Raw genomic sequence first — 22655 nt, forward strand, 5'->3', positions numbered from 1 at the left:
GCTCAGACGCCGCCCTCGGGTCGGGTGCTGAACGCGGCGTCGAAAGACGTGGTCGGCGGATCGAACACGAGGTTCCGGACGAACGCGACGGCCTCCTGCGCGCCGCGGAGTCGGTCCATGCCCGCGTCCTCCCACTCCACCGAGATCGGTCCGGCGTAGCCGATGGCGTTCAGCGCGCGGAAGCAGTCCTCCCATGGCACGTCGCCGTGGCCGGTCGAGACGAAGTCCCAGCCGCGGCGGGGGTGGCCCCAGGGCAGGTGGGAGCCAAGGCGTCCGCCGCGGCCGTCGAAGCGCTTGCGGGTGTCCTTGCAGTCGACGTGGTAGATCCGGTCGGCGAAATCGAGGATGAAGCCGACCGGGTCGAGGTCCTGCCAGACGAAGTGCGACGGGTCCCAGTTCAGGCCGAAGGCGGGGCGGTTGTCCACCGCGTCCAGGGTGCGTTTCGTGGTCCAGAAGTCGTAGGCGATCTCCGACGGGTGGACCTCGTGGGCGAAGCGCACGCCGACCTCGTCGAACACGTCGAGGATCGGGTTCCACCGACGCGCGAAGTCCGCGTAGCCGTCCTCGATCACCGATTCGGGCACCGGTGGGAACATCGCCACGTACTTCCAGATCTTCGACCCGGTGAACCCGACGACGGTGTCCACGCCGAGTTCGGCCGCCGCCCGCGCCGCGTCGGCCATGTCGGCGGCGGCCCGCTGCCGAACGCCCTCCGGCTCGCCGTCGCCCCAAACGCGGGCGGGCAGGATGGCCTGGTGGCGGAAGTCGATCGGGTCGTCGCAGATCGCCTGGCCGACGAGGTGGTTGGAGATGGCGAAGACCTTCAGGCCGTGCCGGTCGAGCTGGGCGAGCTTGGCCTCGACGTACCCGTCCTCGGCGACGGCGCGGTCGACCTCGAAGTGGTCACCGGAGCAGGCGATCTCCACCCCGTCATAGCCCCACTTCGCCGCGAGCGCGCACACCTCGTCGAAGGGCAGGTCGGCCCACTGGCCGGAGAACAGGGTGATCGGGCGGCTCATCGAACCAGCTCCTTCGCGGAGAGTCCTTGCAGGTCGAGCAGGAGGTCACGGACGTCGGTGGCGGCGATGCGGCCGTCGCGTTCGACGGCGGCGGGCACGGCCGGGTCGGAACACAGCAGGACCGGGCCCTCGTCGGCGGAGTCGGGCAGCCTGCCGTGGGTGCCGCGCACGACGGACGGGTCCAGCGGCACGACCTTCATCGTGTACCGGAGGCCGAGCTTCTTGCGCGCGAGCGTCAGCCCCGCTTTGGCCTTGGCGAGCGGGTCGGCCGGGTCGAAGAACAGCTCGGCCGGGTCGTAGCCGGGCTTGCGGTGGATGTCGACGCCTCGGGCGAAGTCCGGCGCGCGGTCGTTGTCGGTCCAGTAGTAGTAGGTGAACCAGGCGTCCGGCTCGGCGACGGCGACCAGTTCGCCGGACCGCTCATGGTCGAGTCCGACGCTCGCCTGGGCCGCGCGGTCGAAGACGGTGTCCACGCCGGGCAGCTTGTCCAGGATCGCCTTCACCCGCGGCACGTCGGCCGGGTCGGCCACGTAGACGTGCGCGAGTTGGTGGTCGGCGACGGCGAAGGCGCGCGAGGTCCACGGGTCGAGGTACTCCATGCCCGCCTGCGTGTAGACCTCCAGCAGACCTTCGGCACGCAGCGCGCGGTTGATGTCGACCGGCCTGCGCGCCTCGGTGATCCCGTACTCAGACAAGGCGACCACCGTGGCGCCCGCGGACGAAGCGTCACCGAGCAGCGGGGCGATCGCGGCGTCGACGTCGCGCGCGGCGGCGACGGCCTGGGCGGAGTCCGGACCGAACCGTTGCAGGTCGTAGTCCAGGTGCGGGACGTAGACCAGCAGCAGGTCAGGACGCTGGTCGGCGAGGATCTGCCGGGCCGCGCCGACGATCCACCGGCTCGACCCGATCGACGCCGTCGGCCCCCAGTACTGGAACAGCGGGAACGCGCCGAGCGACCCGGTGAGCCGGTCGTGCAGCTCGGGTGGGCGGACGTAGCAGTCCGGCGACTTGCGCCCGTCGGCGTGGTAGATCGGGCGCGGGGTGACCGTGATGTCGGTCGAGGCGCCCATCGCGTACCACCAGCAGACGTTCGCCGCGGTGTAGCCGGGGTGCGCGCGGCGGGCGGTCTCCCACACCTTCTCCCCCGCCACCAGCGCGTTGTGCTGGCGCCACAGGTGCACCTCGCCGAGGTCGCGGAAGTACCATCCGTTGCCGACGATCCCGTGCTCGGCGGGGGTGCGGCCGGTGAGCAGGGTCGACTGCACGCTGCAGGTGACGGCGGGCAGCACGGTGCCGAGTTCGGCCTGCCAGCCCTGGGCGCCGATGCGGGCCAGGTTCGGCATGTGCGCCAGCAGCCGGGGCGTCATCCCGACGACATCGATGACCACCAAGGGCTTCATACGGCCGCTCCCAGGCTCATGGCCGCCCAGCGCAGCTCCGCGGCGATGCCCGAGGACAGCGACGCCTGATCGAATCCGGGCAGGACCGACCAGGTGTAGGTCTCGACCTCGACGTGCGGCAGCACCGCCACAGTGGACCGCAGCGCCGCCATGGCGGCAAGCAGGACATCGGTGGTCGAGGTGAGCGGCGCGGGCGGAGCGGCGTGCAGGGGGACATGGAAATGGACCCGCCACGGATGCGCGGCGGGCAGGGTGTCGAACGCGTCGGGCAGGTCGTCGGCGGGGAGGACGCCGACCGGGGTGTTCTCCCGAACCTGGTGCAGGTAGCGGGGTTCGGCGAACGCGGCGAGCGCGGCCCTGGCCTCGGCGGTGCCCGGTTCGGCGACCTCCAGGGCCGCCGACGCCTGCACCTTGACCACCGACAGCCCGGCCCGGTGGATCGCCGACACGGTGTCGGCCGGGTCGGCGAAGGACACCGCGAGGTGGCAGGTGTCCAGGCAGATCCCCACGTAGTCCGGGTCGACGTGCCCGGCCAGCCAGGCCACGGCGTCGGCCACGGTGTCGAGCACGCAGCCCGGCTCCGGTTCGACCGCGAGCCGGATCGGCCGGTCCGACGCCGACCGCACCACCTGGGTGATCTTGTCGAACGCTCGCCGCGCCCGCGCGTCATCCTCGGCGGTCCACGGTTCGCGCCAGGCCAGCGGTAGCGTCGAGATGCTGCCGTAGGCCGCGGAGTCCGGCAGCAGGTCGGCGAGCACGGTCGCGCAGTCGGCCGTATAGGCCACGCGCTCGCGGTCGGCCCAGGTCGGCAGATAGACGGCGTGTTTGACGACGTCGTCGTGGAAGCCGCCGTAGGGGAACGCGTTGAGGGTGCTGACCGTCAGCCCGCGAGCGTCGAGTTCGGCCCGCAGCCCGTGCCGGGCGGTGGCGTCCGCCGCCAGCGCGCGGGCGACGGGCGCCGACAGCCACAGGCCGAGCGCGAGCGTGTCGACCGCCAGTTCCTCGCGGACGGCGACGGCGTAGCGGTCGAGCTGGGCGACGATCCCGGCGAGGTCCTCGGCCGGGTGGACGTTGGTGCAGTAGGCCGGGATCACGCGCGCTCACCGCGCAGCACCGAGTTGCCCGCGAACGTCTCGGCCGCATCGGGCGCGTCGTCGAGCACCAACCGCCCGCTCTGCCCGTAGAATTCCACTGGGTTGCGCCACAGCACGGTGTCCACATCGGACTCGGTGAAGCCCGCGGCGAGCATCGCCAAGCCGGTTTTGTGTGTCTTGAGCGGGTCGGAGCGACCCCAGTCGGCCGCGGAGTTCACCAGCACCCGCTCGGTGCCGTACTCCTTGAGGATCGCGACCATCCGCGTCTCGTCCATCTTGGTGTCCGGGTAGACCGAGAAACCCATCCAGCACCCGGCTTCGGCGACCGCGCGCACGGTCAGCTCGTTGAGGTGGTCCACCACGACGCGCTCGGCGGGCAGGCCCGACTCGGCGACCAGGTCGAGCGTGCGCCGCGTGCCCGCCGTCTTGTCCCGGTGCGGGGTGTGCACCAGCGCGGGCAGGCCGTGCTCGACGGCCATCTCCAACTGCCTTGCGAACGCGTGGTCCTCTTCCGGCGTCATCGAGTCGAAGCCGATCTCGCCGACCGCGACCACACCGTCCTTGGCGAGGTAGCGCGGGAGCAGGTCGAGCACGCCGACACAGCGCGGATCGTTGGCCTCCTTGGGGTTCAGCGCGATCGCGCAGTGGTGCCGGATGCCGAACTGGGCCGCCCGGAACCGCTCCCAGCCGATGAGCGCGTCGAAGTAGTCGGTGAACGAGCCCACCGACGTGCGGGGCTGGCCGAGCCAGAACGCGGGCTCGACGAGCGCGCGGACCCCCGCGGCGTACATCGCCTCGTAGTCGTCGGTGGTGCGGGAGGTCATGTGGATGTGGGGATCGAAGATGCGCATCAGCTCTGGCTCCTCAGCAGGTCGACAGCGTCGTCGGGTACCGTGCGGCCCGCCGCGCGGCGCTCGTCGGCGAAGGCGCCGACCATCCGCAGCAGCTCGCCGTCCACCCGCCGGTCGAGCCCGGCGACGGCGGCCAGCGGGATCGAGGTGAACAGGCACTTGAGGACGCCGTGGCGCCATGAGTGCTGGTCGAGGTGGTCGGCGGCGAACGGTCCGAGCGCGGCGGATACGAGGCTGGTGTCGTTGGCGCGCAAGGCGTCCTTGACGATCTCCACCCCCGCTTCCGGCGCGATCTCGCCGACCTCGGCGAGCGCGTGCAGCACGCCTCGGCGCTCGGCGTCGTCGCCGTAGCGGTAGAGCGCGGTCAGCTCCTGGCCGAGCGCGTCGGCCTCGACCGCCGCCGCGTAGACGACCAGCAGCCGGGTCCGGGCCGCGTCGTCGACCTCTCGTCCCACCTCGCGGCCGACCGCCGGGAACAGCGCGCGGATCGAGTCCGGCGCCGACCGCACCGACCGCTCGGCCGAGACCAGCCACGGATGGTCCATAGTGGACTTTGGCAACGCGGCCCGCAGCGCCTCGATCGAACGCCGCGCCACGTCCGGGGCGGCATGGCTGTGGCGGGGCAGCTCGACGGCGGCCAGCCCGCGATAGCCGACCTCGGTGAGCGCGGCCAATGTCGCGGGCAGGTCGAGCACGCCGTCACCGAACTCCAGGTGCTCGTGCACCCCGGGCAGCATGTCGTCCAGCTGGATGTTGACCAGCAGCCCCGCCGCCTCGCGGATGCACGCCGCGGCGTCCTTCGGCTCGACCGCGACGCAGTGGCCGACGTCGAGGGTGATGCCCAGCAGGTCCGGCGAGCCGAGTTCGGCCCGCAGCCGCAGCGCGTCGGTGAGCCGCTCGACCAGCATGCCGGGCTCCGGCTCGATGCCCAGCGGCACGCCGTAGCCTGCCGCGCCGTCAAGCACCGCGCCCACGCCCGCGCGCAGCCGGTCCCACGCCACCTCAGGATCCACAGTGGACGGTCGGATGCCCGACCAGAACGACACGCAGTCCGCGCCGAGCGCCGAGGCCACCCGCACGGCCCGCAGCAGGAAGTCGACCCGGACGTCCTGTGCCTCGCTGACCAGCGTCGGGTGGTGCTTGCGCCGCGCGTCGAGCAGGTACCGCGCCCCCGTCTCGACGACCACCCGGAGCCCCAACTGGTCCAGCCGCGCGGCGATCCGGTTGGCCTGGCCTGCGATGTCGTCGGCGAACGGGTCGAGGTGGTGGTGGTCGAGGGTCAGCGCGACCCCGGTGTAGCCGAGGTCGGCGATCACCGCGAGGGCGTCGTCGAGCCGGTGGTTGGCGAACCCGTTGGTGCCATAGCCGAGGTCGAAGCTCATGTCGGACTCACCTTCCGGCTCAGCCGCCGCGCCAGCGGCAGCGCCAGCGCGACCACGGCGGCACCGGCCGCCGATCCGGCGCGGGCGGCCAGCGCTGACTGCAACGGCACCATTCCGTGGATGCCTGCCTTCGTCGCACCGCGGACGGTGGCCGCGCTCGGGTCGACCGCGGCCGCGTACTGCGCCCGGCCGACCGAGGCGGCGTACCCGGCGGCCGCCACCGCGCCCGCGACCCGGTGGCGCCAGGAGCGCGCCGGTCCGCCGACCGCGGCGAGCGCGGTCAGCACCGTGCCGCCGACCGCGGCCCGCGCGACCTCGGGCGATCCGCCGTGAACCTCACCGCGCGACAAGGCGGTCACGGCGAAGGTGTGGGCCGCCATGGCCGTCGCCGCGGGCAGGGCCGACGCGGCCCGGGCACGGCCTGCGCCGAGCAGCACATCGAGCCCACGGCAGGCCGCCATCGCGGCGGGCCCGGCCGGGGTGGACTTGAGAACGGTGTCGTAGGACCAGATCGCACCCGCCAGCAAGACCGCGACGCGCGCCGAGTCCCGGCCGCCCGCCCACGCCGCGATGCCCAGACCCGCGGCGGTGAGCGCCGTGGCCGTTGCCAACGCCGCGCCCGGGCTGACCCGGCCGGACGGGATGGGCCGCTCGGGGCGTTCGGTCGCGTCGAGTCCGCGGTCGGACCAGTCGTTGAGCGCCATCCCGGACCAGTACAGCGCCACCGACGCCAGCGGCAGCAACAGTCGCCTGCCGGTGAGCGGTCGACCGCTCACGGCGGCTCCCGCGACGGTGTCGCCCAGCACGGTCAGCGCGGCGGGCGCGCGGACAAGTTCGAGGTAGGGGTTCATGCGCGCAACTCCCCCGCCCACCGGTACAGCTCGCGGGTCTGCTCGGCGAAGCGGTGTTCGTCGGATCCCAACGGGTCCTTGAAGAAGACCGCCAGCGAGCCCAGCGGACCGGACTGGCCGTCGGCGTGCGCGGCGGCGACCAGCCGGGCCAGGTCCAGCACCAGCGGAGCCGCCAGCGAAGAGTCCAGGCCGGTCCAGGTGAACTGCAGGGTCATCCGAGCGCCGAGGAACCCCTCGAACGAGACGTGGTCCCAGGCCGTTTTCTGCTCGCCCAGGTCCGGCACGTTGTCGATGTGCAGCGGCGCGACGACGTCGTGGCCGAGCAGCGCGGCCAGGCCGCGGGCCTTGGACTCCAGCTTGCTGCCCGCCCGGTCGGGATCCTGCAGGGTCGCGCCGTCGCCGCCGCCGAGCAGGTTGGTGCCCGCCCACGAGCGGACGCGCAGGGCGCGGGCGGTGAACATGGGCGCCAGGACCGTGCGCAGCAGGGTCTCCCCCGTCTTGCCGTCCCGGCCCGCGTACGGCAGAGCCAGCTCACGGGCCAGCTGGTCCAGCACAGGCAGGGCGATACCGGTCGACGGCGTGAAGTCGACGAAGGAGCAGCCCGCCCGCAGTGCGGCGTACGCGGAAAGCGAACTGGCAGGCAGGACCGCTCGGCCCGGGTCGGCCATGGCCGCTTCCAGGGCGGCGAGGTCGCCGTGCTCGGGGACGAACGGCGCGGGCGGCTCGGTCGAGGACACGTTGACCACCACGACCCGCGCCAACCCGTGCCGGTCGCGGAACCCGGCGATGTCGTCGACCATCCGCCGCGCCGCGTCGGCCTGGCTGCCCTGGTGGGTCACCGGGTGGTAGCCGTCGCGGATCTCGGTGTCGACCGCGCGCAGACCAGGCACGATGTGACTGAGCAGGTGGTGCGGCAGCACGCCCGCCTGCGCCAGCGGCTCGGCGCACTTCTCCAGCGGCGTCGCCACCACGTCGTGCCCGCCGACGACGAGGTCCTCCCAGGCCGGTAACGGAACCTCGGCGAACTCGGGTCTCTGCGTGACACACCCGGTCGGCGGCGCGAGGCCCGCCCGCAGCGCGAGCAGCCCGCTGACCGCGGTGGTCGCGACCGACCCCCGGGCCCCGATGAGCCACAGCCCAGTGCGTGTCATGGAACAGTCCTCCCATTACCCCGATTTGGTGTCCTGACCACGGGCAGGCGCCGGGTGGATGACACCCGACGCCCGCCGTCACGGGCATGGTCCGACACCCACGCCTGCGACGTCTAGGTGATGCCCAGCAGCGGACTTTCCTCGCTTGGACAGCTTGAAGACGGGTCACTCTTCTGCCTCGCAACGGCCCACACCGCGCTAACCGAGCGAACGCGGACGCCGGTCGGCACACTGGACCTCCCATGACTTCCTAGGAGGACGGCCATGCCTGCGCTGTCGCGATTCGTCCCCGGGGCGGTCGCCCTCAGCCACTACGAGCGCGGTTGGCTGCGGTCCGATGTGGTCGCGGGTGTGACGGTGGCGGCCTACTTGATCCCGCAGGTCATGGCCTATGCCGAGGTGGCGGGGCTGGAGCCGGTGGCGGGGCTGTGGGCGATCATGGGCTCCCTCCTGGTCTACGCGATTTTCGGCAGTTCCCGGCAGCTCTCCGTCGGTCCTGAGTCCTCCACCGCGCTGATGACCGCCGTCGCCATCGCTCCCCTGGCTGGTGGGGACCCGGTCCGCTATGCCGCCCTTGCCGCTGCCCTGGCGTTGGTCGTGGGGGTGCTCTGCGTGGTGGGATGGCTGGCCCGGCTGGGTTTCCTCGCCGATCTGCTGTCCCGGCCGGTGCTCGTCGGCTATATGGCGGGTATCGCGGTGATCATGATGGTGGGGCAGCTCGGCAAGGTCGCGAAGGTGAGCGTCGAGGGCGAGTCGATCGTGGGGGAAGTCCGGTCGTTCCTGCGTGAGGCGTCGAACGCGCACCTGCCGACCATTCTGCTCGCCGCCGGGGTTCTGGCTTTCCTGGTGACGGCGGGCAAACTGTGGCCGCGTATTCCGGTGCCGCTGATCGGGGTGCTGCTGGCGACGGCGGTGACGGCGATGTTCTCCCTGCGGGACTACGGCATTCTCGTTGTCGGCGAGATTCCGGCCGAGATTCGGGTGCCTGGTCTGCCCGCCGTGTCGGGCGCCGACCTGATCGCGCTTTTGTTGCCCGCCATCGGTGTCGCGGTGGTCGGGTACTCCGACAATGTTCTCACCGCGCGCTCGTTCGCCACCCGCAACGGCTATCGGATCGACGCCAATTCCGAGTTGCTTGCCCTTGGCGCGTCGAATCTGGCGGCTGGGTTGCTGCGTGGGTTCCCGGTGAGCAGCAGTGCCAGCCGCACTTCGATCGGTGACGCACTGCGCAGTCGCAGTCAGGCGCATTCGCTTGTCGCGCTGGGCGTGGTGGCGCTGGCGCTGCTGTTCGGACGATCGATTCTGGGCAACTTCCCCACGGCGGCGCTGGGTGCGCTGGTCATCTACGCGGCGTTTCGGTTGATCGAGGTGACTGAGTTCCGGCGGATCGCGCGGTTCCGGCACAGCGAGATCGTCATCGCGCTGGCCACCGTTCTGGCGGTCCTGCTGCTCGGCGTCCTCTACGGGGTGCTGGCCGCCATCGCACTGTCCATCTTGGACCTGCTACGCCGGGTCGCCCGGCCGCACGACGGCATCCTCGGCTATGTGCCCGGGGTCGCCGGGATGCACGACATCGACGACTACGACGACGCCCAGCAGGTCCCCGGCCTGGTCGTCTACCGCTACGACGCCCCGCTGTTCTTCGCCAACGCCGATGACTTCCGGCAGCGCGCGCTCGCCGCCGTCGAGGAGGCGCCAACCCCTGCTCGGTGGTTCCTGCTCAACGCCGAGGCCAACGTCGAGATCGACCTGACCGCCATCGACACCCTGGAGGAGCTGCGCGCCGACCTCGACCGGCGCGGCATCGTCTTCGCCATGGCGCGGGTCAAACAGGACCTCCGCGACGACCTGGACCGGGCGGCGTTCCTCGACAAGGTCGGCGACGAGCGGGTCTTCGCCACCCTGCCGACCGCCGTGCAGGCCTACCGCGACGCGGAGCGCGAATTGTGAAGAACCTGTTCTGCTCGGGTCACCGACCTGTGCCGGGCTGGCTTCGACCTGCCGCGATGTCCATACTCGGCGGCAGGGAGGTGTCCACGGTTTGTGCGCGCACGTGTTGGTGGCCGACGACGACATCAAGCAGGCCGAGCTGATCCGCCGCTACCTCGAACGTGAGGGTCACCAGGTCGCGGTGGTGCACGACGGCCGGGCCGCGCTGGAGGACGCCCGCGGCCTGCGGCCCGACCTGCTGCTGCTCGACGTGATGATGCCCAAGGTCGACGGGCTGGACGTGTGCCGGGTGCTGCGCGCCGAGGGCAACCAGGTGCCGGTGCTCATGCTGACCGCGCGGTCCACCGAGGACGACCTGCTCCTCGGCCTCGACCTCGGCGCCGACGACTACCTGACCAAGCCCTACAGCCCGCGTGAGCTGATGGCCAGGGTGCGCACCCTGCTGCGCCGGGTCAGCCGCACCGAGGCCGCCCAAGAGCGACCGCTGGTCGTGGGCGACCTGGTGGTCGACCCGATCCGGCACGAGCTGACCGTGGCCGGGCGCCGGGTCGAGTGCACGCCGTCGGAGTTCCAGATCATGCTGGTGCTGGCCGGGCAGCCCGACCGGGTGTTCACCCGCAGGCAGCTGCTGGAGCAGGCGCACGGGGTCGACGGCTTCATCACCGAGCGCACCATCGACGTGCGGGTGATGAACCTGCGCAAGAAACTGGAGCCCGATCCGCGCAAACCGGTCTACCTGACGACCGTCTACGGGGTGGGGTATCGGCTCTGTGGCCGCGCGGGTTGAGTTCCGCCGCCGCCTGCTGGTGCGGCTGCTGGCCGGGTCGGTCCTGATCGCGGCGTGCGCCATCGCCGCGACGGCGTGGCTGGCGGTGCGGTCCACGTCGGGGGCGATCCGCGCCGAGCAGGGGTCGGCGCTGGCCACCGACGCGAAGATCTACGACACCTTGCTCGGCTACGCCGCCACGCACCCGAAGTGGGACGGCGTCGGCCAGGTGGTGGCCGACCTGGCCCGCGACACCGGCCGGGTGATCGTGCTGACCGACAACACGCGCGCGCCCATCGCTCAGTCCGCCAACGCCACGCTGCCCCAGACCGCCTCGGCGGTGGTCGACCCGCTCGCGGTCGACCCGGCGCTGGTGCCCAACGCTCCGTCGCACCGGATCGACCCGCGCGCGGTCGGACCCTTCGCGCTGACCCCCCAGGAGCGCGCGGACGTGCGGTCGCGAGCCGAGCGGGCGGCGTCCTGCCTGCGCGAACAGGGCTTCACCATCTCCCTCACCGAGCAGCCCACCGGGCGCACGATCCTGACGCCGATCGACGCGGTCGACGGCGTCCGGTCATGCGGAGTGCCGAGCCTGGCGAAGCTGACGGCCACCGAGCAGAACACCCTCAACGCGCTCTACGACGCGGTCAACGCGTGTCTCACCGCGGCGAACGCGGACCCGGTCATGTTCAAGCTCGACCTGTCCTGGCTGATCGAGGGCGCACTGCCGATGGTCCCGACCACCAGCCGCCCAGCCCAGCCGCCGTCAGCCGCGCCGCGGGCCCCCGAGGTCACGGTGACGGCCGCGCCGGCGCCCGCGTCAGCCAACGACGTCGTCTCGACCTGCGTGAACAACAGCCGCCGCGCCATGGTCCTGCCCTACACCAGCCCGGCCGCGCTGCTGTTCATCACCGACCCCGCCGGGGACACCGCCGCGCCGACCGGGCTGTCCACCGCGAGCGCGCTGCGGATCGCCGCGACGGCGGCGGCCGTGCTGCTGCTGGCCGTGGGGGTCACCGTGCTGATGGCGACCCGGCTCACCCGGCCGATCCGCGCGCTCACCGAGGCCGCGCAGCGGATGCGCGACGGCGACAGCGCCACCCGCGTCACGGTCCGGTCCAAGGACGAGATCGGTCAGCTGGCGGCGGTCTTCAACGAGCTGTCCGCCCACCGCGAGGCGTTGGAGCGCCAGCGCAAGGACATGGTCAGCGACGTCTCGCACGAACTGCGGGCGCCGCTGGGCAACATCCGGGGCTGGCTGGAGGCCGCCCAGGACGGCGTCGCCGAGACCGATCCCACGTTCGTGGCGTCGCTGCTGGAGGAGAGCGTCGTCCTGCAGCGGCTCATCGACGACCTTCAGGACCTCGCCCTGGCCGACGCGGGCAAGCTGAGGCTGCACCCGCGGCCGGTCGACGTGGCCGACCTGATCGACCAAGTCGTCGCCACGCACCGCGCCCAGTCCGATGTGGACATCACCGCCGAGGTCCGCGCCGTGCCGGAGATCGTCGCCGATCCGGTGCGGCTGCGGCAGGTTCTCGGCAATCTGGTCGGAAACGCCGTGCGCTACGGCGGGCCCGACGGGCAGGTCACGATCCGCGCGGTCCAGCGCGGCGACCACGTCGTCATCGAGGTCGCCGACGCCGGACCGGGCATCGCGCCCGACGACCTGCCGCACGTGTTCAACCGGTTCTGGCGGGCGGAGAAGTCGCGCAGCAGGCAGACCGGCGGCAGCGGACTGGGCCTGGCGGTGGTGCGCGACCTGGTCGAACTGCACGACGGGACCGTCACCGTGGCGAGCACCCTTGGCGAGGGCACCACGTTCACGGTCCGCCTTCGCCTTTCAGGGCCGCGTAGATGATCGTGTTGTCGCGGTAGCTCTTCGCGGCGCGGTCGAAGGTCCCGCCGCAGGTGATCAGCCGCAACTCGGGCCGGGCCGTGTCCCCGTAGACCTCGTCCGACGGGAACTCCGCCTTGGCGACCTGCTGCACGCGTTCGACCACGAAGGTCAGCTTTCCGCCGTCCTCCCGGCTGATCAGGATCTCGTCGCCGGGGCGCAGTTCGCGCAGGCGGAAGAAGATCCCCGGTTTGCCTTGGCCGTCGACATGCCCGAGCACCACCGCGGGCCCGACCTCCCCCGGCGTCGGGCCTTTGCTGTACCAGCCTGCTTGCATGCGCTGCTCCAGCGGCGGCACCTCCACGGTCTGGTCCGGGTTGAGGCCAAGCGACGTGAGCGTGGACGTCGCGCCGATGCGGGGGATCTCGACGCGGTTGGGCGTCGATCGGCCCAGGCCGGTCGTCGTCGTGGTCGTGGTCGGTCCCGCGGGCGCCGAGGTGGACGTGGTGGTCGGCGGAGCCGGATCCACGCTCGCCGTGGCCTCGCATCCCGCCACCAACGCGAACAGCAGGGCGGCCGCCACGACGCGGCGACCGCCCTGCCTGCCGAATTTCGGCACGCTCAGCTCGTCACCCGACGACGCCGCAGCGCCAGCGCGCCACCCGCGCCGACCGTCGCCAGCCCGGCCGCGCCGACGATCCAAACCGCCAGGTCAGAGCCTTCCGCCGGGCCGCCACCGGTCTCCGGCGCGCCCTTCGGTTGCACCTTGATCTGCCCCTCGGGCGCCTTGGGGGCGGGCGTGACCGCAGGCGCGGCGGACGGGGCGGGCGCTTTCACAGTGGTGCTCGGCTGCTGGTCGGCCGACGCCAAGGGCGTCGCGATGACGAGCGCGGCCGCCGCCAGCGCCACGCCGGTGCCGAGTGTGCGGGCGAGGTTCATGGTTGCTCACATTCCCTGAGTGCCGGCAAGTCCCGGCCTTGATCGCTTACGAGACTCACTGTGTCGAGCGGTTGTGATGATCCTGTTCGTCGGCTGTGAGCAACCTGTACGCTCGTTGAGTCCGATATGGACACTCATAGGTCTGTCACATTCGACTGACAGCTTCACAACACCGCGCGGGCACCCTCAGCGGTATGAAGCGCTCCCGCCTGGTTCTGCTGCTGGCCATCGCCGTGGTCTGCGCGGTCGGCGGCGTCGCGGCCGCCGCGTACGTCCGGCTCCAGGGCAACCTCACCACCATCGACCTGGACGCCACGCTCGGCGCCGACCGGCCGCCGCCGCTGCCACCGCTGGCCGCGGGCAAGCCGCTGACCGTGCTGCTGATCGGCTCGGACACCAGGCAGGGCGAGAACGGCCGCTACGGCCCCGCCGACAGCGGCGCCCGCTCCGACACCACGATGCTGGTTCGGCTGTCGGCGGACCGCAAGCAGGCCACCGTCGTCAGCATCCCCCGCGACCTGATGGTGCCCCGGCCCGACTGCGGCCGGGGGAACGCCGTCGGCGAGGCCATGTTCAACAGCGCCTTCGCCACCGGCGGCGCGGCCTGCACGGTGCGCACGGTCGAGGCGCTCACCGGGATCCGCGTCGACCACTTCATCCAACTGGACTTCACCGGCTTCGCCACCCTGGTCGACGCCGTCGGCGGCATCGACGTCACCGTCACCACCGCCATCGACGACGACCACAGCGGCCTGCACCTGGCACCGGGCACCCACCACCTCGACGGCGCCACCGCCCTCGCCTTCGTCCGCACCAGACACGGCGTTGGCGACGGCGGCGACCTCGGCCGAATCCAGCTGCAACACCAGTTCCTGCGCGCCATGGCCACCGCGCTCGCGCCCAAGGACGTGCTCTCCGACCCGGCGCAGGCCTACCGGCTCGCCGACATCGCCACGAGATCCATGATCACCGACACCGGGCTCGGCTCCCTGCCCGCCCTGGCGGCGCTGGCCCACGACCTGCGCGGACTCACCGCCGACGCGATCGAGTTCGCCACCGTGCCGACCACACCCCACCCCGCCAACGCCAACCGCCTCGCCCTGCGGCCTGACGCGCCCGAACTCTGGCAGCGGCTGCGCACCGCGCCATAACCGCTGCTCAGCCGGTGCCAAGGCCATGTCCCGGCTCGTCTTCGACATCGCGGCGTCGGGGTGACGGTTCGTCTTCGACATCGCGGGGGTCTTGTGGGCGCCTGTGCGGGTGGTGTCGCGTTGGCTAGGAGTGCGATGACCGCCGGGTCCACCACCGGATTTCCGAAGCCAGGGCTTGACACAGCGGTGTGACTGGCACCACTCTCCGGGTTAAGCGAAAGTTACTCGGAAGTAGCCCCCTGCGATCTCGGAGAGCTCTATGAAGCGTCGCATCGCGCTGGCCGTCGTCCTGGCCGCGACATCCCTGCTGGTCACGGTGGCTCCGTCACAGGCGGCGGAACCGTTGAACTATGTCGCCCTCGGCGATTCCTACAGCGCGGGGTCGGGCGTGTTGCCACTCGATCCCGCCATCACCCCGCTGTGCGCGCGAACGACCCGTAACTACCCGAACCTGATCGCCAAGGCCACCGGCGCCCAGTTCACCGACATGACCTGCGGCGGCGCCCAGACCAAGGACTTCGCCGCCGCGCAGTACCCGCTGGTCACCCAGCCGCAGTTCACCGCGCTGAGCGCCGAGACAGACCTGGTCACCCTGACCATCGGCGGCAACGACGCGAACATCTTCATCAGCGCGATCGCCGCGTGCGGGTCGGCCGGAGTGGTGACGCTGGGGTTCGGCAGCCCGTGCAAGACGATCTACGGCAACCACTTCGACAACCAGATCGACTCGACGGTGTACCCGGCGGTTCTGCAGGCTCTGCGTGACCTTCGAGCCAAGGCGCCCAACGCCAGGGTGGCGATCCTGGGCTACCCGTGGATCATGCCCGCCAGCGACGGCTGCTTCTTGACCATGCCCATCGCCAAGGGCGACGTGCCTTACCTGCGCAACCTGCAGGCGCACCTCAACCAGGTGATCGCCACGGCCGCGAGCCAGACCGGGGTGACCTTCGTCGACCTGGCGGCGGCCTCGGAGGGACACGACGCGTGCAAGCCGATCGGCACCCGCTGGGTCGAGCCCGCGCTGTGGGGCACCAACTTTGTCCCGGTGCACCCGAACGCGCTCGGCGAGGCCAAGATGGCCGAGCGGGCGATGGCGGTGCTCGGGCTCTGACCCGTCCGGCTGGGCCGCCCACCGCGGGCGGCCCAGTCGCGGTGCGGTCAGGCGTAGACGCTCTCCACGAAGCCCGCGATCTGCTCCTCGTTGAGGTGGCGGGCCAGGTCGGCCTCACTGATCATGCCGACGAGCTGCTTGTCGTCAAGGACGGGCACCCGGCGGATGCGGTGGGACTGCATGGTGCGCAGGACCTGGCTGACGTCGGCGTCGGCCCTCACACAGTGCGGTGCACCGTTGGCAAGGTCGGACGCCTTCATGTCGGCCGGGTTGCGGCCCTCGGCGCAGCACTTCAGGACGATGTCGCGGTCGGTGATGATGCCGTGGAGGCGGTCGTCGTTGCCACAGATCGGCAGCGAGCCCACATCGAGGTCACGCATCATCCTGGCGGCCACGAGCAGGCTCTCGTCCTCGTTGATGCATTCGGCACCGGCATGCATGATGTCGCGCGCGGTGGTCATTCGCGGTCTCCTTCGGCTGGCACGGTCACGGCCGTTCCAGCGTCCACCCGCGACCCTCTCACGGCGACTCGATCACCGGCTGACCTCGCCCAACGCCGCCATCGCCGCGGTCAGCTGGTCGTCCCGCAAGTAGGGCGCGGGGCCGAAGCGGAGGTGGTGTCCGCGACTGTCCGTGAGCACCCCGCGCGCGGCGAGCGCCTTCTGCCATTGCGCGGCGTGCGGGGTCTCGACGGCGAGGAATCCCCCGAACGAGCTACGCGGGGTCGACCGGTCGCGGGTCGCGTCGACCAGGTCCAGTTCGTCGAAGGCCGCCGCGAGCAGGCTGGTCTGGCGCAGCGAGATCTCCCGCAGGACCTCCGGGGTCAGGCCTTGCGCGCGGAAGAAGTCGATCACCCGCACGGCCCGGTAGTGGCTGGTCGGGTCGTAGGTCGACCCGGCGAACCGGGTGCCGCCCGGTCCGTAGGTCACCCGGGTGGGGTCCTTCTCGTCGGCGAGCGCGTCGAACTCGGCGTACCAGCCGGTGATGACCGGGCGGAGTTCCTGCGCGTGCGGGGGCAGCCGCAGGAAGCAGTTGCCCTCCCCCAGTTGCAGATACTTGTAGCCGCCGCCGACGACCCACGCGTCCGCCAGCCCGTCCAGCGTCGTCGGCACGACGCCCAGCGCGTGGTAGGCGTCCACCAGCAGTTCCACGCCGCGCGCCGCGCAGACCTCGGCGAGCCCATCCAGGCCGGGCACGATCCGCGACGTCTCGAACAGCACCGACGACACGAGCACCGCGGCGGTCCGGTCGTCCACCTCGGAGGCCAGCCGCTCGGCCAGGGTCTCGGCTGGCAGCGCGGGCACCAAGACCACGTCGACGCGTTCCTCGGCGAGCCGGGCGAGTTGCCTGCGCAGCGTGTGGAACTCGCCGTCGGTGGTCACCAGCTTCGGCCGCCGGTCCATGTCGAGCGCGGAGAGGAACCGCACGACCAGTTCGTGGGTGTTGGCACCCAGCGCGATGTCACCGGACGGGTCGTGCAGCAGCGTGCGGAACCAGTTGCGGACTCGGTCGGCCTTGGCGAATGCCCGCTCCCACTTGTCGTCCACAGTGGACGCGGCGTCGACGAACGCCTCGATCTGTCCCTCCAGCGCGACATCCGGCCACGCCTGGTGCGAGTGGCCGGTGAGCAGCAGCCGGTTCGCGACGTCGAAGCGGGTGTAGTGCTCGGCGAGACTCACAGCTCGCTCCGCACGGCCCACAGGTCCGGGAACACCGGGGCGAACAGGGTGGACCGCAGGTAGGCCGCGCCCGCCGAGCCGCCGGTGCCCATCTTGCTGCCGATGGTCCGCTCGACCATCTTCACGTGCCGGTACCGCCATTCCTGCAGACCCTCGTCCAGGTCGATCAGGTGCTCGGCGACGGTCGACGGCCCGGAGTCGTCGGCGTAGACCTCCAGCAGCACCTCCTGCACCGCGCGCGACGGCTCGGCGGGCTTGGCCACGTCGCGCCCGATCACCTCGGCCGGGAGCTTGTAGCCGTGGGTGCCGAGGTAGGCCAGGAAGGAATCGAACAGCGACGGGCGGCTCATCGCCGCGGCGATCCGCGCCCGCTGCTCGCCGCCCTCGGGGTAGTGCGCGAACGCGTGGTCGTCGCGGCGGCCCAGCACGGCCTCCAGCTCGCGAAACTGCGCGGACTGAAAGCCACTGGAGGCGTCGAGGCGGGCACGGAAGCTGGTGAACTGGCGCGGCGTCATCGTCTCCAGGACGTCGATCTGCGCGACGATCACCTTGAAGATCGTCAGCGTTCGGCGCAGCACCCGCACCGCGTGCGGGGTGTGTCCCGACTCCAGGACCCGCTGCAGTTCGGCGACCTCGTGCAGGATCTGCTTGAACCACAGTTCGTAGACCTGGTGGATGACGATGAACAGCAGTTCGTCGTGCTCCTCCGAACGCGGCCGTTGCGCGCCCAAGACCTCATCCAGCGCCAGGTACGACGTGTAAGTCAAAGCCGCCTGGGTGTCAGTGCTACTCACGAGACATCACTCCGTCGAAATGGCGTTGGGCCTGCGGCGCGAGCGCCGGGTAGGCACGGTGGAACAGCGACACGGCCGCCGCCCGGTGCGGCGGTGGTGGGACAAGGTCGGCGGGCAGCTCCGGGTCGAGCATGGCGAACTGGCGAAAGGTGTGCACGAGACGCACCCGCAGCGCGAAGGCCGTCCGCGCGTCCTCGGCGTCGGTCTCGGCGAAGTCGGCGAGGAACGACTCGTAGCGGGCGGCGAGCGCGTCGAGGTCCCAGACCCGGGGGACGAACCCGGCGAAGTCGGGCACCTGCGCGGGCGCGCCGAGCAGCACCCCGGCGTGCGTGCTGACCCCGAGTTGGTCGAGCAGGGCGGCGACCTCGGCGGTCCGATCGCGCGGGGCCAGCCACGTGCCGTCCTGCACCGGCCCGAAACCCAGGAACCGCAGCCTGCGCACCAGTCGGGCGCGGGCGACCCGCTGGTCCTCGGGGATCGTGTGCCACAGGACGGTCCACTGGACGGCCGAGCCGTTGTCGCGGCCAAGGCCGAAGATCCGGCGGTCACCCTCGGCCAGCACGGTCGCGGCGCGCGGGGTCAGCTTGTAGTGCACCATCCGGCCGTCTTTGGCGCGTTCCAGCAGGTCACGGCGGACGAGCCGGGTCAGTGCGACGCGGGCGGCGCCTTCGGTGAACCCGAACTCGGCCAGCAGCGCGACCAGCCCGCCGGACCACACGGTCGCCCCCGAGCGGGGGCCGACATGGGCTCCCAGAATGGTCAGGACGAGGTCCTGCGGGGCGGGTTCGAACACGAGTGGAGCATAGTTGACACCTGAGCCTGGTCAACCGTAGGGTTTTCTCAGAAGAGAGCTACGTCACCACCACCGCTCGGCCGCGGTGACGTATCGGGTACGTGAACGCGCCGACGAAGTCTGGCGTGTTCACGTGCCCGATACGTCACCTTGAGGCGGCCGAGCGCGCGTCCCCGAAGGGGACGCCAACGGCACAGGTCGCCAACGGCAGAGGACGTAATGGTGAAGGTCGGTATCGGACTGCCCAACACGGTTCCCGGATGCGATGGCGCGACGCTCGTGGAGTGGGCACGCCGGGCCGACGGCGGGCCGTTCTCCACGCTCGCGGTCCTCGACCGCGTGCGCTACGACAGCATCGACCCGTTCGCCGCGCTGTCGGCCGCCGCGGCGGTCACCACGCGGATCGGTCTGGCCACGATGATCGCCATCGGCCCGCTGCGCGGCGCGGCGATGCTGGCCAAGCAGGCGGTGTCGGTCGACGCGCTGTCCAATGGCCGGTTCACCCTGGGCCTGGCGGTCGGCGCCCGGGTCGACGACTACGCCGCCGCGGGCGTCGAGCACAAGACCCGGGGCGCGACGCTGTCCAGGCAGCTGGCCTACCTGCGCGGCGAGTTCGAGTCGGCCGAGATCGGCCCGGCGATCCCGTTCGGCGCCAAGGGAATCGAGCTGCTCGTCGGCGGCACCAGCGGCGCCGCCCTGGCCCGCATGGCCCGCTACGGCGACGGCTACGCCCACGGCGGCGGCCCGCCGCGCGCCTTCGGCTCGGCCGCCACCAAGGCCCGCGCCGCGTGGCGCGACCTCGGCAGGCCGGGCGAACCCGCGCTGTGGGGCCAGGGCTACATCGCCTTGGGCGACCCCGAACGCGGCCGTGACTATCTGCGCGACTACTACGCGTTCACCGGCCCGTTCGCCGAGAAGATCGCCGCGGGCGCGCTGACCAGCGCGCGTGAGATCAAGGACTTCATCCGCGGCTACGCCGACGAGGGCTGCGACGAGCTGATCCTGTTCCCGGCCGTCGCTGATCTGGATGAGCTCGACCGCCTCGCCGAGGCCCTGTCATGAGGGTGACCGTCGTCGGCGCCGGACCGGCCGGGCTCTACCTGGCGATCCTGCTGCGCAAGGCGGGCCACGACGTGACCGTCCTTGAGCGCAACGCACCGGACGCGACGTTCGGCTGGGGCGTGGTGTTCTCCGAGGAGACCCTTGGCGCCCTGCGCGACGCCGACGCGGCCACCCACCTGGAGATCACCGACTCGTTCGCCCGGTGGTCCACAGTGGACATCCGCTACCAGGGCAAGCTGCTGCGGTCCCGCGGCCACTCGTTCTCCGCGATCGCCCGCAAACACCTGCTCGCCATCCTCCAGCGCCGCGCCCACGAACTGGGCGCCGACCTGCGCTTCGGCGTCGAGATCGAAGACCTCGACTTCCCCGACGCCGACCTGATCGTGGCCGCCGACGGCGCCAACAGCCGGGTCCGCAACCGCGACGCCAAGCGATTCCGCGCGAACGTCGCGCCGCAGGGCTGCAAATACGTGTGGTTCGGCACCGACCTGGTGCTCGACTCGTTCACCTTCTCCTTCAAGGAGACCGAGTTCGGCCTGTTCCAGGCGCACGCGTACCCGTTCGACGAGCACACGAGCACATGGATCGTGGAGTGCGCCGAACCAGTGTGGCGGCGCGCTGGCCTGGACACGATGACCGAGGCGGAGAGCATCGCGTTCTGCGAGAAGCTGTTCGCCGACGACCTCGCGGGCCACCGGCTGATGTCGAACCGGTCGCTGTGGCTGGACTTCCCGCTGGTCCGCTGCGCGAGCTGGCACCACGGCAACATCGTCCTCCTCGGCGACTCCGCGCACACCGCGCACTTCTCCATCGGCTCGGGCACCAAGCTCGCCATGGAGGACGCCATCGGCCTGACCACCGCGCTGGCCCGGCACACCGACCTCGGCGCGGCGCTCACCGAGTACGAACTGGACCGTCAGCCCATGGTCGAGCGGTTCCAGCAAGCGGCGGGCGAGAGCGCGGCCTACTTCGGCCGGACCGCCACCTACACCGGGTTCGCCCCGATCCAGTTCGCCTTCAACCTGCTCACCCGCAGTGGCCGGGTGTCGCACACCAACCTGGCCCAGCGCGACCCGGACCTGATCCGGGTGCTCGACGCGTGGTTCGCCCACGGCGCCGACCAGGTGCCCGGCGCGGTCGCCCCGCCACCGCTGTTCGCGCCGCTACGCGTCGGCGGGACCCGGCTGCCGAACCGGCTGGCCGTCGAGGACACCGACCCGGTCCGGGCCGCCCGCACGGGCGCCGGGCTCGTGCTCGCCGGGCCGGTCGCGGTCACCCCTGAGGGCCGCGCACACGCCGCCACCCCGGTCATGGACTCCCCCGGCGACTGGGCCGCCATCGCGGACAAGGTCCACGACAACGGCACCCTGCTGGGGCTGCGCCTGGGCCACGCGGGCGCCCGCGGCGCCACCCGCGCGCCCGCCGACGGCCTCGACATCCCGCTGCCCGCCGCCGAGTCCTGGCCGATCATCGCGGCCTCTGCCGTCCCGTACGCGCCGTTCGCCCAGACCCCCAAGGCCATGGACGCCGCCGACCTCGACCGGGTGCGCCAGGCGTTCACCGACGCCGCCGGGCACGCCGCGAAGGCCGGGATCGACGTCCTCGAACTCGACCTCGCCGACGGGCACCTGCTCGCCGGGTTCCTGTCCCCGCTGACCAACCGCCGCGACGACGAGTGGACCGGCTGGGCCTATCCGCTGTCGGTGATCGACGCCGTGCGGGCGGTCTGGCCGCGATTGCTGTCGGTGCGGCTGACCGTCACCGACTGGACCCCGCGCGGGCTGACCCTGGCCGACGGCATCCAACTCGCCTCGGCCGTGCACAGCCACGGTGCCGACCTGATCCACGTCCGCGCGGGCCAGACCACCGCCGAGGCCCGGCCGGAGTTCCGCCGTGGCTACCTGACCGCGCTGTCCGACCAGGTACGCAACCAGACGAGCGTGCCGACCATGGTCGGCGGCTACCTCACCACACCCGACGAGGTGAACACGATCGTCGCCGCGGGCCGGGCCGACCTGTGCGTGCTCAGCCCCGCGCCGTCGGCGGTGGAGGCGGTGGTGCTGTCGTGACCCGGTTCGCCGACCTGACCTCGCCCGCCGTCGCCGAAGTCCGCGCCGACGACCGGATCCCGGTGTTGCTCCTGCCGGTCGGGGCGATCGAGCCGCATGGCCCGCACGCTCCCCTGTCGACCGACCCGATCATCTCCGCGGGCATGTGCGACCGCGCCGCCGCTCGACTGGCCGACGACCCCGAGGTGCGGGTGCTGATCCTGCCGCCGCTGCCCTACGGCGTCACCCGCTACGGCGCGGCGTTCCCCGGCGCGGTCGGCGTCAGCGAGGACACTCTGCACGCGATCGTGGTCGATGTCTGTCTTTCCCTTGCCCAGCAAGGGTTCCCGCGCGTCGTCATCGTCAACAACCATTTCGAGCCGGAGCACGTCTCAACCCTGCTCCGGGCGGTGGCGACGCTCGACAGTCCCAGCGTCCGCTACCTCAACCTGCTGCGGCGGCACACCGCCGCCCGGCTGACCGACGAGTTCCGGTCCGGCTCGTGCCACGCGGGCCGGTACGAGACCTCGCTGGTGCTGGCCGACCACCCCGACCTGGTCGACACCGCGGCGATGCGCGATCTGCCGCCGCTGATCGTCGACATGCCCGCCGCCATGCGCGACGGGCGGACCGATTTCCCAACGATGGGCATGGACCAGGCGTACTGCGGCTCGCCCGCCGAGGCCACCGCCGCCGAGGGACTGTCCACTTTTGACACGCTGACCGAGCTGCTGATCGACGTCATCCGGGATCTGGCGAAGCAGGACTGAGAGGACACGC

At 71.6% G+C, this 22655-nt stretch carries 21 protein-coding genes; 8 read left to right on the forward strand and 13 right to left on the reverse strand.

Annotated features, from left to right (window positions below; all coding sequences use genetic code 11):
* Nucleotides 1–2: 2 nt before the first annotated feature.
* Genes BN1701_RS13785 through BN1701_RS13815 form a run of 7 tightly spaced genes read right to left on the reverse strand, consistent with a single transcriptional unit; the run spans nucleotide 3 to nucleotide 7748 of the window.
* A complete protein-coding gene (locus BN1701_RS13785; protein ID WP_054048942.1) occupies nucleotides 3–1019 on the reverse strand; it encodes a sugar phosphate isomerase/epimerase in 1017 nt (338 codons plus the stop codon).
* Nucleotides 1016–2419, reverse strand: coding sequence for an alkaline phosphatase family protein (locus BN1701_RS13790; RefSeq protein ID WP_054048944.1), 1404 nt, complete (start codon nucleotides 2417–2419; stop codon nucleotides 1016–1018). The genes BN1701_RS13785 and BN1701_RS13790 overlap by 4 nt, the downstream gene beginning before the upstream one ends.
* Nucleotides 2416–3510 carry a metabolite traffic protein EboE gene (eboE, locus tag BN1701_RS13795; protein ID WP_054055842.1) on the reverse strand — a complete coding sequence of 365 codons (1095 nt, stop codon included), beginning with the start codon at nucleotides 3508–3510 and terminating at the stop codon, nucleotides 2416–2418. Before eboE ends, BN1701_RS13790 begins: the two co-directional genes overlap by 4 nt.
* Nucleotides 3510–4364 carry a TatD family hydrolase gene (locus BN1701_RS13800; protein WP_054048946.1) on the reverse strand — a complete coding sequence of 285 codons (855 nt, stop codon included), beginning with the start codon at nucleotides 4362–4364 and terminating at the stop codon, nucleotides 3510–3512. Before BN1701_RS13800 ends, eboE begins: the two co-directional genes overlap by 1 nt.
* On the reverse strand, nucleotides 4364–5746 hold the full coding sequence (locus tag BN1701_RS13805; protein WP_054048948.1) for an EboA domain-containing protein: 1383 nt from the start codon (nucleotides 5744–5746) through the stop codon (nucleotides 4364–4366). The genes BN1701_RS13800 and BN1701_RS13805 overlap by 1 nt, the downstream gene beginning before the upstream one ends.
* Nucleotides 5743–6597 carry an SCO3242 family prenyltransferase gene (locus tag BN1701_RS13810; RefSeq protein WP_054048950.1) on the reverse strand — a complete coding sequence of 285 codons (855 nt, stop codon included), beginning with the start codon at nucleotides 6595–6597 and terminating at the stop codon, nucleotides 5743–5745. The genes BN1701_RS13805 and BN1701_RS13810 overlap by 4 nt, the downstream gene beginning before the upstream one ends.
* A complete protein-coding gene (locus tag BN1701_RS13815; RefSeq protein WP_054048952.1) occupies nucleotides 6594–7748 on the reverse strand; it encodes an inositol-3-phosphate synthase in 1155 nt (384 codons plus the stop codon). Before BN1701_RS13815 ends, BN1701_RS13810 begins: the two co-directional genes overlap by 4 nt.
* Nucleotides 7749–8012: 264 nt before the next feature.
* On the opposite strand from BN1701_RS13815, the gene sulP reads away from it, so the two are divergent.
* The 3 genes from sulP (at nucleotide 8013) to BN1701_RS13830 (ending at nucleotide 12322) form a co-directional block, all read left to right on the forward strand.
* Nucleotides 8013–9698, forward strand: coding sequence for a sulfate permease (sulP, locus tag BN1701_RS13820; RefSeq protein WP_054048954.1), 1686 nt, complete (start codon nucleotides 8013–8015; stop codon nucleotides 9696–9698).
* A 91-nt stretch (nucleotides 9699–9789) separates the two neighbouring features.
* Nucleotides 9790–10485: a response regulator transcription factor gene (locus BN1701_RS13825; protein WP_082859845.1), complete on the forward strand. Its 696-nt coding sequence runs from the start codon at nucleotides 9790–9792 to the stop codon at nucleotides 10483–10485.
* Nucleotides 10469–12322 (forward strand): cell wall metabolism sensor histidine kinase WalK, encoded by a 1854-nt coding sequence (locus BN1701_RS13830; RefSeq protein ID WP_054048957.1) that lies wholly within the window; start codon nucleotides 10469–10471, stop codon nucleotides 12320–12322. Before BN1701_RS13825 ends, BN1701_RS13830 begins: the two co-directional genes overlap by 17 nt.
* Here the strand turns inward: BN1701_RS13830 and BN1701_RS13835 are convergent.
* Both BN1701_RS13835 and BN1701_RS13840 read right to left on the reverse strand, forming a co-directional pair.
* The gene (locus BN1701_RS13835) at nucleotides 12285–12917 is read right to left on the reverse strand and encodes a class F sortase (protein ID WP_082859847.1); all 633 of its coding nucleotides are present in this window, start codon (nucleotides 12915–12917) and stop codon (nucleotides 12285–12287) included. The genes BN1701_RS13830 and BN1701_RS13835 overlap by 38 nt on opposite strands.
* A 2-nt stretch (nucleotides 12918–12919) precedes the next feature.
* Nucleotides 12920–13237 (reverse strand): hypothetical protein, encoded by a 318-nt coding sequence (locus tag BN1701_RS13840; protein WP_054048960.1) that lies wholly within the window; start codon nucleotides 13235–13237, stop codon nucleotides 12920–12922.
* Between the two features lie 194 nt (nucleotides 13238–13431).
* Here BN1701_RS13840 and BN1701_RS13845 point away from each other — a divergent pair, with 194 nt between their 5' ends.
* Entirely contained in the window at nucleotides 13432–14388 is a 957-nt protein-coding gene (locus tag BN1701_RS13845; protein ID WP_054048962.1) for an LCP family protein, read from the forward strand.
* A 259-nt stretch (nucleotides 14389–14647) separates the two neighbouring features.
* A complete protein-coding gene (locus BN1701_RS13850; protein ID WP_054048964.1) occupies nucleotides 14648–15499 on the forward strand; it encodes an SGNH/GDSL hydrolase family protein in 852 nt (283 codons plus the stop codon).
* Nucleotides 15500–15546: 47 nt separating this feature from the next.
* On the opposite strand, the gene BN1701_RS13855 is transcribed toward BN1701_RS13850, so the two are convergent.
* The 4 genes from BN1701_RS13855 to BN1701_RS13870 form a co-directional block, all read right to left on the reverse strand.
* Nucleotides 15547–15960, reverse strand: coding sequence for a CBS domain-containing protein (locus tag BN1701_RS13855; RefSeq protein ID WP_054048967.1), 414 nt, complete (start codon nucleotides 15958–15960; stop codon nucleotides 15547–15549).
* Between the two features lie 72 nt (nucleotides 15961–16032).
* Nucleotides 16033–17178, reverse strand: a complete 1146-nt coding sequence (locus BN1701_RS13860; RefSeq protein ID WP_172803245.1) for a kynureninase — start codon at nucleotides 17176–17178, stop codon at nucleotides 16033–16035.
* Nucleotides 17175–17972: a tryptophan 2,3-dioxygenase gene (locus tag BN1701_RS13865; protein WP_054048975.1), complete on the reverse strand. Its 798-nt coding sequence runs from the start codon at nucleotides 17970–17972 to the stop codon at nucleotides 17175–17177. Before BN1701_RS13865 ends, BN1701_RS13860 begins: the two co-directional genes overlap by 4 nt.
* Nucleotides 17965–18765: a PaaX family transcriptional regulator C-terminal domain-containing protein gene (locus BN1701_RS13870; protein WP_054048978.1), complete on the reverse strand. Its 801-nt coding sequence runs from the start codon at nucleotides 18763–18765 to the stop codon at nucleotides 17965–17967. Before BN1701_RS13870 ends, BN1701_RS13865 begins: the two co-directional genes overlap by 8 nt.
* Nucleotides 18766–18984: 219 nt before the next feature.
* Between BN1701_RS13870 and BN1701_RS13875 the strand changes: the two genes are divergently transcribed.
* Genes BN1701_RS13875 through BN1701_RS13885 form a run of 3 tightly spaced genes read left to right on the forward strand, consistent with a single transcriptional unit; the run spans nucleotide 18985 to nucleotide 22645 of the window.
* The gene (locus BN1701_RS13875) at nucleotides 18985–19827 is read left to right on the forward strand and encodes an LLM class flavin-dependent oxidoreductase (protein WP_231949595.1); all 843 of its coding nucleotides are present in this window, start codon (nucleotides 18985–18987) and stop codon (nucleotides 19825–19827) included.
* On the forward strand, nucleotides 19824–21896 hold the full coding sequence (locus BN1701_RS13880; protein ID WP_054048980.1) for an FAD-dependent monooxygenase: 2073 nt from the start codon (nucleotides 19824–19826) through the stop codon (nucleotides 21894–21896). Before BN1701_RS13875 ends, BN1701_RS13880 begins: the two co-directional genes overlap by 4 nt.
* On the forward strand, nucleotides 21893–22645 hold the full coding sequence (locus BN1701_RS13885; RefSeq protein ID WP_054048982.1) for a creatininase family protein: 753 nt from the start codon (nucleotides 21893–21895) through the stop codon (nucleotides 22643–22645). Before BN1701_RS13880 ends, BN1701_RS13885 begins: the two co-directional genes overlap by 4 nt.
* Nucleotides 22646–22655 lie beyond the last annotated feature (10 nt).

It is taken from the genome of Alloactinosynnema sp. L-07 (assembly GCF_900070365.1).
Taxonomy (GTDB): domain Bacteria; phylum Actinomycetota; class Actinomycetes; order Mycobacteriales; family Pseudonocardiaceae; genus Actinokineospora.